The organism is Algoriphagus sp. (assembly GCF_039969895.1).
Lineage (GTDB): Bacteria > Bacteroidota > Bacteroidia > Cytophagales > Cyclobacteriaceae > Algoriphagus.
The window spans coordinates 25847-39215 of record NZ_JBDVMZ010000006.1 but is presented as its reverse complement, the minus strand read 5'-3'; the positions used below and the strand labels follow the sequence as shown (position 1 = coordinate 39215).

Sequence of the window (13369 nt, the reverse complement as noted above, 5' to 3'; positions counted from 1 at the left end):
AAATTTTAATTAGTTTTAGATCATGAGGTCTTATTTTGATTTCTCTTTGGGATTCAACTCTTTTTTATCACTAAACCATCATCATTATGAACTATAGAACCTTGGGTAAAACAGGCTGGAAGGTGTCAGAAATTGGTTTGGGAACCTGGCAGGTAGGAGGTGGCTGGGGTAAACCTTTTGATCCAAAAGTCGCCGAGGAGATTCTTCACCTTGCTTTTGACCAAGGAATCAACTTCGTAGATACGGCTGATGTGTATGATGCAGGCGCTAGCGAGGCAGCTGTGGGGAAGGCAGTGCGGGAGAGATCGGAGAAGATTTACGTCGCAAGCAAATGCGGCAGGAGGATTCATCCACACATTGACGAAACCTACACGGCTGAGAAACTCCAACGTCATGTAGAAGATAGCTTGAGCAACACAGGATTAGATCAATTGGATCTGATTCAATTGCATTGCCCGCCTACGTCAGTGTATCAGCGGGACGATATTTTTGGGTTATTTGAAAAGTTGAAAGCTGAAGGAAAAATCGCTGCCATGGGTGTGAGTGTGGAGAAAGTGGAGGAAGCTAAAGCTGCGATGGAATATGAGATTGTGTCTAGTGTTCAGGTGATTTTCAATATGTTTCGACAGAAGCCGGCGGAAGAGCTTTTTGGTACTGCTGCCGCAAAGCAGGTAGGATTGATCGTTCGGGTTCCGTTGGCGAGTGGATTACTTTCCGGAAAAATAACCGAAGAAACGACCTTCTGTCATGATGATCACCGCTATTTTAATCGGGAGGGAAAAGCATTTGATAAGGGAGAGACTTTTTCGGGAGTTCCATTGGAAAAGGCTTTTCCGGCTGTAGAGGAGTTGCGAGAACTTTTTAAAGGAGATGGTTCATTGGCAGCACTTGCGCTACGTTGGATATTGATGCACGAGGAAGTAAGTGTAGTGATCCCGGGCGCATCCAAATCTTCCCAATTGGAAGCGAATGTAACTGCTGGACAATTGCCGGCATTGACTGATGAGCAAATGCTGGGTGTTAAACAGATCTACGATACTTACATCCGGGAGGAAGTACATGGGCTTTGGTAGAGTAAAAAAACCGGATGATTATCCGGTTTTTTTTGCTTAGTTTTTATTGTTTTTATTTTCCTTTCGTTGCTGAACCATTTTAATCTGATTTTTGACAAGCTCGTTATTGTCTGATAGCAAGATATAATTCACTACAGATTTATCAGTTCTTTGCATCAGCGTGATCATATCATCCCCCACTCTCACCACCTGAAGGTGTGCACCTTTGAATTTGAATTCTTTCGGTGCTAGAAATAAATCACCGTCTTTTTCAATTATTTCACCCAAATCAAAAAGAATAGGCATAAGATCTTTATCTACTCTTTGAAAAACTTTAAAAGTCGGGTTCCAGTCATTTCTTGCTAACTCTATACGTTGATGCTGGTAGAATTGATGGTTTTCTATCATTTCTTTTGCCGCTGCAATGTTTAGAGAATTTGAGGAATAAGCTTTAGCCGAGTAAGTGGTCATCGTGCTGTTTCCAGGCGTGTATTCGTTCCCGAATTGATTGCCACGCTGAAACTGATTGCCTATATAAAGTACATTTGCTCCCATCATGGTAGCTTCTGTTTTCAGCTTTTTAAGTGCTCTATTATTTACATTGTTGACGCTAGATAAGGTAGTTACTCCTACGGCTTTAGAGAAAAGATCACCCTTGATCTCCAGACCTTCTACATCAGTAGGATTGAAAGTCACAAAAACCTTCGGAACATCCATTATCGAATTGACTTCCTGAAAAGGACTTTCAAAAACTTCAGCTCTGCCGTTTGAGAATTCAATTTTGTCCACAAGTGTTTTGCTTATTGAATAAATAACATCTTCCCCAGGGTAAGTGTATTTGATGGTGTTATTACTTACCTCTTTCACATTTACCTCTTTGGTTTCATGCTGCAGAAAGAGTTTGTCGTTTTTCGTCTGAGACAATGAAACTCCATAAGTAATACTTAGGATGATTAGAAGAAGTAATAGATTTTTCATTAAGCTATAAGTGTTTTAGAATTCCATCAAATTAATTACTATTTACTAGTTAGTTGAGAGAGGGTTTTTTTATTTCTTACCCTACGTACAAAAAAATCCCTCAAACTTTCGTCTGAGGGATTCTACTAGTTGATTAAGCTTATATCTTATTAAGCGTCTTTCTTAGCCATTCTAGTTCTTTCGCCTTCGTCCAAATAGATTTTTCTCATTCGGATAGACTTAGGAGTGATTTCAAGGTACTCATCTTTTTGGATGTATTCCATGGACTCTTCCAGAGAGAACTTCTTAGCTGGCACGATTCTCACGTTATCATCAGAACCTGAAGCACGCATGTTTGTCAATTTCTTGCCTTTCTGCACGTTTACCACGATGTCATTATCACGGGAGTTTTCACCGATCACCTGACCTGTGTAAAGCTCATCTCCTGGATCCACGAAGAAAGTACCCCTGTCCTGAAGTTTGTCGATCGCGTAAGCAGTACACTGTCCGCCTTCCATAGAGATCAACGAGCCGTTAGTTCTGCCTGGCATAGTTCCTTTGAAAGGCTCGTAAGAAGTGAATCTGTGGTTCATGATAGCTTCACCCTGCGTAGCAGTAAGCATGTTGTTTCTCAATCCGATCAAGCCCCTGGAAGGGATATTGAATTCCAAGTGTTGAAGATCGCCTTTTGGCTCCATGATCAGCAATTCACCTTTACGCTGAGTTGCTAGTTCGATCACTTTACCGGCAGTTTCCTGAGGTACATCTACTACCAAAGTTTCAATAGGCTCACATTTCACACCGTCGATCTCTTTAAAGATCACCTGAGGCTGACCTACCTGAAGTTCGTAACCTTCTCTTCTCATCGTTTCGATCAAAACTGACAAGTGAAGGATACCACGTCCGTAAACCAAGAATTTATCTTCAGAATCAGTTGGCTCTACTCGTAGTGCCAAGTTTTTCTCAGTTTCTTTCATCAAGCGATCTCTCAGGTGACGGGAAGTCACGAATTTTCCTTCTTTACCAAAGAAAGGAGAGTTGTTGATGGTGAAAAGCATATTCATCGTAGGCTCATCGATAGAGATTCTTGGAAGAGCCTCTTGATTTTCCACGTCAGAAATGGTATCACCAATTTCGAAATCATCGATTCCTGTCACCGCACAGATATCTCCTGCAAATGCTTCTTCTACACTGGCTTTGCCAAGACCTTCAAACGTATGAAGTTCTTTTACCTTCATTTTCTTCACCGAGCCATCAGCTTTCATCAGGGCGATTTGCTGATTTACTTTGATCGTTCCTCTTTTGACTCTTCCGATTGCGATACGACCTACAAAGCTGGAGTAATCTAGAGAAGTGATTTGCATCTGAAGTGTACCTTCATCGATTTTCGGAGCTGGGATATGATCTACGATCGCATCCAACAAAGGAATAATAGAATCGGTTGGGTTTTTCCAATCAGGCCCCATCCAGTTTTGCTTTGCAGAACCGTAAAGCGTCTGGAATTCCAATTGCTCTTCAGTAGCATCCAAGTTGAACATCAACTCAAATACTGATTCCTGAACTTCGTCAGGACGGCAGTTTTCTTTATCTACCTTATTTACGACTACAATAGGAGTCAATCCAAGGTCTAGTGCCTTACCCAATACAAATCGAGTTTGCGGCATAGGACCTTCAAACGCATCCACTAGAAGAATCACGCCATCAGCCATCTTCAATACACGCTCAACTTCACCACCGAAATCGGCGTGACCAGGTGTATCGATAATGTTGATTTTAGTGTCTCTGTAGCGTACAGATACGTTTTTGGAAAGGATGGTTATTCCTCTTTCACGTTCCAAATCGTTGTTGTCTAGAATCAAGTCGTCGAACTGCTGATTCTCTCTAAAGATCTTAGATGCGTGGATGATTTTATCCACGAGTGTAGTTTTGCCGTGGTCAACGTGTGCGATGATCGCGATATTCCGAATATTCTGCATGGTTTGCTTATTGAGGCTGCAAAAGTACAAATAATATTTTGGAGTAAGGTTATGGAATTATAAAATCTAAGGTTAAAAGTCTGAAATACCGCGAATTGAATAGTGATTTTGAAAATGTTGGACTTGTGGTAGTACTAGTGCAGAAATCAATTAGGATTCTTAGATCGCCTGAAGTTTTCTGGTTTCAGCGATGGATCTTTTGAGGACATGTGGGATTAAAAAGATACATATAAAGCATGCGGAAATAGCCAGAATTGATAGCCAAGTCAAAATACTTTGGGGGCTAAAATCAAAATTGTAGTATGGATTTTCTAATCTGCGCATTCCAAATATGCTGATTTGCATCATTAGATTGAAGAATGTAAATGAATGAATTGAACTTCTGTAGGATACATAATTTTTCATTGATTTGTTAGCCTTCCAATACCTAGCGATGATGAAGATTATAGCTAGTACCGTAAAAGCTCCACCCCAAACAGGTAAACTCAGACGTTCTCCAAATAGGGTGCTATTGACGCTCAGCCAATACAGCATAAATCCTACAGCAGCAGGATAGAAAAGTCTATGACTAGTGAAGATTGATTTGAACTCCTCCCAGAAAAATCTTCGGTATCGCCTTTCTATACTATTAGTATAAGACTCTGCCAAATTACTGAAACCGAAAATACCGAATTCACTGTGGACCTTGCGAAAAGCATCTTCGAGTGTCATGTCGGGCTTTTCTTCCAAAAGCACTTCTACCTTGCAGGCCACATGATCTAGGATCTCATATTGCAGATCGATCTCAGGATAGCCCTTGTAGGAGATTAGCTTTTTGAGGGTGGTGATTTGAGAAGGGGAGAGTTTCATGTTAATTGGGCCCTTTTTGCTGTCCTAGATAGAACTCTGAATCCGACCACTAGCAAAAGGCAGAACCAGAAAGTAAATGCATAAAGTAAGGTTTGATTAGAAAGGCCTGTCCATTGCAGCCAGTCTAGTTGTAATACAAACTGACTTAGCATGCCGATCATGAAGAGCGTATTAACAGCCGCTACGATTTGAGAATTTTTCAGCAACCTGGTTCTTATCAACCCAACTATTGCAATCACCAGAAATGTTAAAATAGAGCTTGTTTTCAAAACCTGCTCTGCGAATTCAGGAGTATAGGTGGAGAAAAGATTAACAATACCCCCAATTATGTAGGTCATGACCACTACTTTAAAGAGCAGCCAAAAAGAAAGCATTTTTTTGAAAATAGTTTTCAGCATTCCTACATGACTTTGAAGTAGGAGAGTTCGTTGAAATTTCTTCTGGTCAAATCCATTAAGTTTTTCTTGGAGCAGAATATCGAAGGATGTGCTCCCGTCCATCTTTTCTTCAATCTCAGTTGCAAAGTGATCTACTAATTCTGTTTTAATGTCATCATAGAAGATGTTACCGTTGGAAAGAGAGGATTCAATTTGGGCGATTTGGGAAAGGGATAGTTTCATATCAGTGCGGTTTTAGATTTGATCTTCCAGGCTTCAAAAAGCGTCAAGGTGTAGCTAACATAAATAAAAAACAAGCTGAAGCTTGAGACTAAGAAGTAAGTGCTTTCAAAAAAATCTGGTGCTCCAAGGATTTTCGGAACCATTATCATCATATTCAAAGAGGAAGTGACAAGGGAGAGTTGCATAATAACAGTTGTAAGGAGTGAAGATTGAATGATGTTTTTACTCCTTATTAACGCCTTTATTTTCTTTACTTTTTTAAATGAATTATACCATATCCATCCTGACAGTATCAAAATAATTGAAACTAGAATTACGAGAGTAATCCCTTTAGTCCTGCTATCAATATTGCCCCAAAGTAGAAGTAAAAGAGAAAAAAGTACCGCCGTAGCAACAATCCTAGGCCAGGTAAAGTAAGACTTAAAAATTGACCACTGTAGGTTGAATATCTCCTTTTTTGAAGCTTTTAGAAATTTTGCCTGAAGCGCATGGCAATAGCTGTATTTGAACTTCTGCTCCAATTCAAAAAGCTGCTCCTCGAATTCTGAACTTTCAAAACTCTCCAAATGACTTACATAATGGTCATAGATCTCCACTAGAATTTCCGCAGAAGTCAATTCCTTCGCCGAAATAACTCTTTTTACCTGATCAAGTTCCTGTTCTGAAAGTTGTCTCATATTAAAAAAAAATCAAATGTTAAAACCAGGTTTAAGGTCTGGAGTCAGGATTCGCTGGAGGTTTTCCACGAAGCCTTGCAACTCAGACATTTTGCTGGTGACTTCCTTTTGGCCGTCTTTGGTCAGGCTGTAATATTTCCGCACGCGGTTATCCACTTGCTGGATCTCGGTGCTAAGCAATCCCTCAGCCTCCAATTTGTGTAGAGCAGGGTAGAGTGCTCCTTCAGTGATTTTGATTTGACCGGCAGTCAGTTCTTTTACTCGTTGGGTGATCTCGTAGCCATACATGCGCTCATTCTCTTCCAGGAGCTTGAGGATGATCGTTTGTAGTGAGCCTTTGATTAAATTATTATTTGTCATCGTTTCGCTGGATTACCTAGCTAAGTCAAATATATAGAAAAATTATATACATAAGATTCTGATGCATGTTTTTTTCTGATAATTAGTTTGAATTGATGAGTATCTGCTTTTACAGTATAAAATTGACTGGATGACCGTTGACGGATGACCGATGCGGCCTCAATTCTAGGTTTTGTTTCTTAATCAATGCTTTTGAAGCATCATTAGAAGAATATTAGGTGTGAATAAATAGATATCAATCATAGTTATTGAGGCTAGGATTTAAGATGATACTTTAGACTGAAGTATAGTGTGACTTCCCCGATCACCTGACATTGGACATCGGGCTATTATTTCAAATCAATTTCCTTCAATCCCTTTCTTTCTCTCCCAAATTTCTACACTTTTCCAGCATGGACTATCAGGAACTTATTGAAGAAGTGTACCATGAGGTGCAAGCAGAAAACTTAAAAGGTAAAGTCGCTGACTATATTCCTGAGATCGCAACGGTGGATCCGGATCAGTTTGGAATAGCTCTGGTCGATTTAAAGGGTAATGTATTTGGTGTGGGTGACCACCAGAAGCCTTTTTCCATCCAAAGTATCTCCAAAGTTCACACGCTTACGATGGTGTTCAAAGCCTTCAATTCCAAACTTTGGACCCGCGTGAATGTGGAACCTAGCGGTGATCCTTTCAATTCCATCGCACAACTCGAATATGAAAAAGGCATTCCAAGAAATCCTTTTATCAATTCAGGCGCGTTAGTGATTACCGATGCGCTTTGCAGCAATTTTGACGATCCATTAGTTCAGCTTACTGACTTTATCAATGAACTTGCCGGTCAAACTTGTGTAAAAATCAATCAGGAGGTGATGAGGTCAGAGAAGAACCACGGCGAGAGAAACACCGCCATGGCTTATTTTCTCAAGTCTTACAAAAACTTCAACAACCCGATTGAAGAGGTTCTTGATGTGTATTTTTCCCAGTGCGCTATAGAGATGAGTTGTGTGGACCTAGCCAGGTCTTTCTCTTTTTTAGCCAATGACGGCTATTCTATTTTTGCGAATCGCGAGATCCTAACAGAAAGCAATGCTAGACGCGTCAATGCCTTGATGCTGACTTGTGGGTTTTACGATGAGGCGGGAGAATTTGCGTTTCGAGTGGGTATGCCGGGCAAATCCGGGGTAGGAGGAGGCGTAGCTGCGGTAATGCCGCATAAGTTTAGCATAGCCGTCTGGAGTCCTGAGCTAAACGAAAAAGGCAATTCAGTGAAAGCCATCCGGGCTCTTGAGCTTTTGACAGATAAACTGAAGTTCTCCTTATTCTAGATTTCTACTTTGGCCACCTTGCTGTGCATTTCAGTCATCAGCATCAGCGCTGCCGAGCCATACCATTCTTTAAGGTCCATTTTCAGCACCCCAGCTTGGACTGCTGGATCGGAAGCTGTAAGGTTCTCGGCTTCCTCCAGACTCTCCACCGCAAAAAAGAACAGCCCCCGCAGTTCCTCATTCCCAAAGAAAGGTCCAGCCATGACCATTTTGCCCTCTTTCACTAATCGATTGATATTGGCGAGGTGACCCGCTTGAATTTCTGCTCGCTGGGTTTCTGTGTATTCTTGGACTCTCTCGCCTCGGTACAAAAAAGCAATCACGTATTTTTTCATTCCGTAGTCATCAGCTCCCAATTCTTTGGCGAGTTTTTCGTCGTAAGTAGTAGTTTGGGAAAAAGAATAAGTGCTGGCAACAAAGACTAGCATGATCACGAAGAATAGCTTTTTCATCAGAGAGGGGAAATTTAAGATTTGTACCAGAGCGTTCGATTTGCTCCTTGGTCATGAAGGTAATTATTTTTGGAAAAATGGGGGAGATATCACCTGTTCGTTCCAGTGATTTTAAGAATTGGTTGTCGAAAATTATACGCGCAAAAAGATCGAATTCTGCAGATTGAATTCCTGTTTGAGAAAAGAAAATGTTCAGCTTTTCCACTGGTTTTTTTAAGCAAAAAAGGTTTGGAACTTCGTGTAAATGGGTAGTAAAAATCTACAGCTTTCCGGAAAATTCAACAGCATGAAAATGGCACTTTTTAACCCAATTATGTGAATGAGGTTTGGATTACATTTATGACTTTTTCAGATGATTCTGGGTTCTCAAATTGGGACGGGATCGGGGCGAAGTGAGTAATATCCTAGGGCCTGCTTTTACCTAAAAAATGCTAATTGCCCTAGCATTTTGCTATTGGAATTCATAGCTGCTACCAGTGGTTTTCTTGAGGTCATACTATCGAAGTTAGCAATTTTACATGTGGGAAAACCTAGTCAGGCAGAGGTCCTTTATTTTTAAAAACAGTACAATTGTGAAGCTTTAAGCTTGGTGTTTATACTTTCTCAAGTAAAAAAATTCCATCCTATCAGGACCTCATGTCCTAAGGGAAATCGCAGAAATTCTGCCTGATTTCACCGCGATGCTAAGCATTTTTTTTACAGAATTTTCTACTGTACGGTAATATCCCTGTACGGTTGAGTCTTTTCTAAAAGACTAAAATCTTTGCGTCAAGTTAGTAAGTTTGACTTTAATTGAATTCATATAAGTATCTGATTAATTGATTGATGCTAGCGGTTTAGAGAGAGCTTAATTTGTTTAAGCTAAAAAGATTAGTCTTGGCTAAATATCATCAGATGTTCCGCTAGTGATACAAGTCGTCTGCCTGATGATCTCATAGCTTCATGGGGTAAAAGCTTTGAGGAAGAAATGGAAGGACTGAGGCTATGCCGGCTTGTATTTATGCCGCTGCTATGGAACAAGCTTGAGATTTTGATTTAGAATTTTTAAACTTAGCAGATCCAACTCACCCCTTTTTTTCACCACACTCACCCCAATGAAATCTAGAAGCATTCAAAAAATCCTTTTGCTAGATGATGATAGAATCCAAAAGATCTTAGTGGAAAAAAGACTTTTGAAAATTGACTCTGGTCTCGAATTTGTTTATTTCGATACTCCGACCAAGGCATTGAATTTCTTAAAATCAGAAACTGTAGATTTGCTTCTGGTGGATGTGAATCTACCGGAAATGAGTGGGTGGGATTTTGTGAATGAAGCTGAAAAAGTAGCACCTAATTCTCAGATCATTTTGCAGACTGGATCTGTAGAAAGATCCCAAATTCAGAGAGCAAATTTGGATAGTAGAATCACCAATATTTTGGAAAAACCACTAGGGGAATCTGACCTATTGGCAATCCTTGGACTTTGAGCTATATTCTTCTATCCTTACCAATATTTTAATTAATTTCGAGCCATCTTTAAGAATGTATGACTGAAAAAGCAGCAGACCGAAAGCCCCTGCTTTCAAAGAAAATAGATAAGTTTTTTACCGGACTGGCAGATGCTTGGAACTTTGTAAGGAGGTTTTTCAAGGAGGTGTTCCTACCGCCTTATGAATTCAAAGAAGTGGTACAGCAGTGCTACAGGATAGGCGTAGAATCCCTTCCCTTGATAGCCTTGACTGGTTTCATTGTGGGTATCGTTTTTACCAACCAATCCCGTCCTTCCTTATCAGAATTTGGGGCTACCTCTTGGCTTCCTTCCCTCATCTCCATTGCGGTAGTGCGTGCGATGGGGCCTTTAGTGACGGCTTTGATTGCTGCCGGTAAGGTAGGTTCGAGCATAGGTGCTGAGATCGGATCTATGAAAGTGACTGAACAAATCGATGCAATGGAAGTGTCAGCCACGAATCCGTTCAAATTCCTAGTCGTCACCCGTGTATTGGCCACCACATTTATGCTGCCTGTGCTGGTAATGTTCACGGATTTTGTGGCTTTGATGGGATCTTTTCTTAGTGTGAATTCTAATGAAAATGTCAGCATGCTTACCTTTTTTATTCAGGTTTTTGATGCGATCAGCTTCTTGGACATTATTTCATCCGTATTGAAATCCCTACTTTTTGGCTTCACTATTGGTATAGTGGGCTGTTACAAAGGATATAATTCTTCCAAAGGAACGGAGGGTGTCGGACGCGCTGCAAATGCTGCGGTGGTGATGGCGATGTTCCTGATATTTATTGAAGAACTGCTGGTTCTTCAGATCGTGAATGCAATTCGAATGATGTAAGCAATGGAAGAGAAAGTAGTAGAAATACGTGGATTAAAGAAGTCATTTGGAGACCTAGACGTGCTCAAAGGAGTGGATCTGGATCTGTTCAAAGGGGAGAACCTGGTGGTTTTGGGAAAATCAGGATCAGGAAAGTCAGTTTTGATCAAAATCATGGTCGGGCTGTTGAAACAGGATAGTGGTTCTCTGACAGTCTTAGGAAAAGATGTTGCAAACTTGGGCACCAAAGCTTTGAATGAATTGCGCCTCAAAATCGGTTTTTCATTTCAAAACTCTGCCCTTTATGACAGTATGACGGTGAAAGAGAACATGGAATTTCCTTTGGTAAGGAATGTGAAAAACCTCTCCAGGAAAGAAAAGGATAAGAAAATCGAAGGACTTTTAGATAGTGTAGGATTGCCTCAATCGATTAATCAGATGCCTTCGGAGCTTTCCGGAGGACAAAAGAAAAGAATCGGTGTAGCACGAACCTTAATTCTGGAACCTGAAATCATGCTGTACGATGAGCCTACAGCTGGGCTTGATCCGATTACTTGCATGGATATCAATAACTTGATCGTGCAGGTGCGGGAAGAGTACAACACCTCATCTATCGTCATTACACACGATTTGACCTGTGCCAAAGTCACTGGAGACCGTATGGCAGTTTTATTGGATGGACAGTTTGATGCGGTGGGGCCTTTTGAGGAGGTTTTCCCAAATGCAGAGGACGAACGTATAAAATCATTTTACGATTATAATTTTATCAACTCATGAGAGGCGAAAATAAGAGATCAGTCATAGTAGGAATATTTGTCTTCGTAGGCATAGCAATTCTGGTAACTGGGATTTTGACCCTAGGTGGTCAGCAGAAGAAATTTGTAAAATCAATACAGCTTAAAGCGGTTTTCGATGATATCGGTGGTCTGCAGGCAGGAAATAACGTCTGGTTTTCTGGTGTGAAAATCGGAACCGTACGAAAAATCAATTTCTATGGAGATTCTCAGGTAGAAATAGAAATGAATGTGGAGGAGGAAGTAGTGGAATTCATCCGAAAGGACTCCAAAGCTACCATTAGCTCGGATGGTTTGATTGGTAATAAAATCATTGTAATCTATGGTGGAACGACCTTAGCTCCGCCCGTAGAGGATGGCGATAGACTAGAATCTGTGATGCCACTGGATACTGATCAGATGATGGAAACGCTTCAAGTGAACAATGAGAATCTGGTAGAGATCACGGGCAACCTGAAAAATCTAACCAGTAAGCTCGCAGAAGGTGAAGGAATGGTAGGCGCTGCCATGACAGATTCCCTGATTGCCGAAAACTTCAAAGCGATTGTTAGAAACCTAGATCAGGCTTCTGCGAGAAGCAATAAAATGATCGCCGAACTGCAAAACTTTACTGCCAAATTGAATCAAAAAGGAAATCTATTCAATGAGCTGGTGACAGACACCACTATGGTGACTGAAATCAAGCAGACGTTGGAAGGGTTAAATGTAGCAGCTGAAAATGCCCAGCAGATGACCGCTGAGTTGACTGAAGTGACCAAGAAATTCAGTGATCCAAATAACTCTGTGGGAATGCTTCTAAACGACCCGGAGTTTGCCGAAAGCCTGAAGAGTACCTTGGAGAATGCTGATTCTGCTACTTATAATCTGAACCGCGGTATGGAAGCATTGGAATACACCTGGCCGTTCAATAAAGGATTCAAGAGAAAGCAAAAAGCAGAAGAAAAAGCCAATAATTAAGAAAGTTTATTCTTTTCCATTTTCACTGAGCCCGTTAGAAATTTTCTCACGGGCTTCTTTTTTTTCATCTCCATTTGCCTTCATCGTTTGCGTATCTTTTGTTTTGGTCAGCACGGCTTGTAGTGAGATGGGGAAATGATCCGAACCTATCCCTTGTTGCACCTTGATGCTGGCTAATCCAAAATCTTTACTCAGAAAAATATGATCCAGGGGCCATCTGAAAAGCGGGACCTTAGCATGAAATGTGTTGAAAAGACCTCTTCCCCTGCGTGGATCGGCCATCTCTGAGTTTTTGAGAAACAACTCCGTAGTGTAGCTCCAAGCGACATCATTGAGGTCGCCTATAACTAAGGAAGGCTTTGGGTTATTTTTAGATTTTTTTCCCACCAGCAAAATCTCAGCATCCCGTTCAGTGCTTTTGTCATTTTCACTAGGTACAGGAGGTGTAGGGTGAATCGCGTAAATGGTAATTATTTCCCCATTCCGAAGCTTTACGTCTAGTTCTAACGAGGGCACTTCCTCGTCAATCAGGTAATTGATCTCTTGACGGATGATCTCCATTCGGGTATATAGAAGTAATCCATAGGTATTATCCAAGGGAAGCTTTATCTGGGTAGGATAGCGCTTTTCTAAGATGCTTAAGCCTTTTTCCCACTTCTGATCCGTTTCTACAAAGAAAATTAAATCAGGGTCAATTTTCTCTATGAGTGCGATTGCTTTATGGTATTTTGTATTGTATTGATATACATTTCCCACCAGAATATGAATACCGGCTTCTTCTGAAAAAGGAACCGTTTTAATCATTTTTTTTCCCAATACGGTGAATGGAGCCACTTTCCCAACCAGGTAAAATGCACAAATAGCATGTAAGACCACCCAGATATAAGATTCCAAAGTCACTGACCCGCCAAAAGGAACTAGCCACAACACGAGCAGGATGAGGAGGATCATGAGTTTCTGAAGTCGGGGATAATCAAAAATCCTGACCCACCAATAGTCCAGTTTTACTAGGGGAAAAAATGTGGCGAATATGAAAAACGCACTGAAAATTCTTAACAATAGGTAG

At 40.8% G+C, this 13369-nt stretch carries 14 protein-coding genes; 6 read left to right on the top strand and 8 right to left on the bottom strand.

Annotated features, from left to right (window positions below; translation table 11 throughout):
* The first annotated feature begins 86 nt into the window (after positions 1 to 86).
* Positions 87 to 1073: an aldo/keto reductase gene (locus ABJH64_RS02730; RefSeq protein ID WP_348276891.1), complete on the top strand. Its 987-nt coding sequence runs from the start codon at positions 87 to 89 to the stop codon at positions 1071 to 1073.
* A 36-nt stretch (positions 1074 to 1109) separates the two neighbouring features.
* Here the strand turns inward: ABJH64_RS02730 and ABJH64_RS02725 are convergent, their stop codons facing one another.
* The 6 genes from ABJH64_RS02725 to ABJH64_RS02700 form a co-directional block, all read right to left on the bottom strand.
* Positions 1110 to 2030: a hypothetical protein gene (locus ABJH64_RS02725; protein ID WP_348276890.1), complete on the bottom strand. Its 921-nt coding sequence runs from the start codon at positions 2028 to 2030 to the stop codon at positions 1110 to 1112.
* Between the two features lie 149 nt (positions 2031 to 2179).
* Positions 2180 to 3985 carry a translational GTPase TypA gene (gene typA / locus ABJH64_RS02720; RefSeq protein ID WP_348276889.1) on the bottom strand — a complete coding sequence of 602 codons (1806 nt, stop codon included), beginning with the start codon at positions 3983 to 3985 and terminating at the stop codon, positions 2180 to 2182.
* Between the two features lie 159 nt (positions 3986 to 4144).
* Positions 4145 to 4834, bottom strand: a complete 690-nt coding sequence (locus ABJH64_RS02715) for a hypothetical protein (RefSeq protein ID WP_348276888.1) — start codon at positions 4832 to 4834, stop codon at positions 4145 to 4147.
* Positions 4831 to 5454: a hypothetical protein gene (locus tag ABJH64_RS02710; RefSeq protein WP_348276887.1), complete on the bottom strand. Its 624-nt coding sequence runs from the start codon at positions 5452 to 5454 to the stop codon at positions 4831 to 4833. Before ABJH64_RS02710 ends, ABJH64_RS02715 begins: the two co-directional genes overlap by 4 nt.
* A complete protein-coding gene (locus ABJH64_RS02705; protein ID WP_348276886.1) occupies positions 5451 to 6131 on the bottom strand; it encodes a hypothetical protein in 681 nt (226 codons plus the stop codon). Before ABJH64_RS02705 ends, ABJH64_RS02710 begins: the two co-directional genes overlap by 4 nt.
* A gap of 12 nt (positions 6132 to 6143) precedes the next feature.
* Entirely contained in the window at positions 6144 to 6491 is a 348-nt protein-coding gene (locus ABJH64_RS02700; RefSeq protein ID WP_348276885.1) for a helix-turn-helix transcriptional regulator, read from the bottom strand.
* A 392-nt stretch (positions 6492 to 6883) separates the two neighbouring features.
* On the opposite strand from ABJH64_RS02700, the gene ABJH64_RS02695 reads away from it, so the two are divergent.
* On the top strand, positions 6884 to 7798 hold the full coding sequence (locus ABJH64_RS02695; RefSeq protein ID WP_348276884.1) for a glutaminase: 915 nt from the start codon (positions 6884 to 6886) through the stop codon (positions 7796 to 7798).
* On the opposite strand, the gene ABJH64_RS02690 is transcribed toward ABJH64_RS02695, so the two are convergent.
* Positions 7795 to 8250: a YciI family protein gene (locus tag ABJH64_RS02690; protein ID WP_348276883.1), complete on the bottom strand. Its 456-nt coding sequence runs from the start codon at positions 8248 to 8250 to the stop codon at positions 7795 to 7797. The genes ABJH64_RS02695 and ABJH64_RS02690 overlap by 4 nt on opposite strands.
* Positions 8251 to 9344: 1094 nt before the next feature.
* On the opposite strand from ABJH64_RS02690, the gene ABJH64_RS02685 reads away from it, so the two are divergent.
* From ABJH64_RS02685 to ABJH64_RS02670, 4 genes are read left to right on the top strand one after another with little or no spacing between them, the layout of a single operon-like run.
* Entirely contained in the window at positions 9345 to 9716 is a 372-nt protein-coding gene (locus tag ABJH64_RS02685) for a response regulator (protein WP_348276882.1), read from the top strand.
* Positions 9717 to 9775: 59 nt separating this feature from the next.
* Positions 9776 to 10573: an ABC transporter permease gene (locus ABJH64_RS02680; protein ID WP_348276881.1), complete on the top strand. Its 798-nt coding sequence runs from the start codon at positions 9776 to 9778 to the stop codon at positions 10571 to 10573.
* Positions 10574 to 10576: 3 nt separating this feature from the next.
* The gene (locus tag ABJH64_RS02675; protein ID WP_348276880.1) at positions 10577 to 11329 is read left to right on the top strand and encodes an ATP-binding cassette domain-containing protein; all 753 of its coding nucleotides are present in this window, start codon (positions 10577 to 10579) and stop codon (positions 11327 to 11329) included.
* Positions 11326 to 12303, top strand: a complete 978-nt coding sequence (locus tag ABJH64_RS02670; RefSeq protein WP_348276879.1) for an MlaD family protein — start codon at positions 11326 to 11328, stop codon at positions 12301 to 12303. Before ABJH64_RS02675 ends, ABJH64_RS02670 begins: the two co-directional genes overlap by 4 nt.
* Before the next feature lie 6 nt (positions 12304 to 12309).
* Here ABJH64_RS02670 and ABJH64_RS02665 read toward each other — a convergent pair whose 3' ends face one another.
* On the bottom strand, positions 12310 to 13254 hold the full coding sequence (locus ABJH64_RS02665) for an endonuclease/exonuclease/phosphatase family protein (protein ID WP_348276878.1): 945 nt from the start codon (positions 13252 to 13254) through the stop codon (positions 12310 to 12312).
* Between the last annotated feature and the right edge of the window lie 115 nt (positions 13255 to 13369).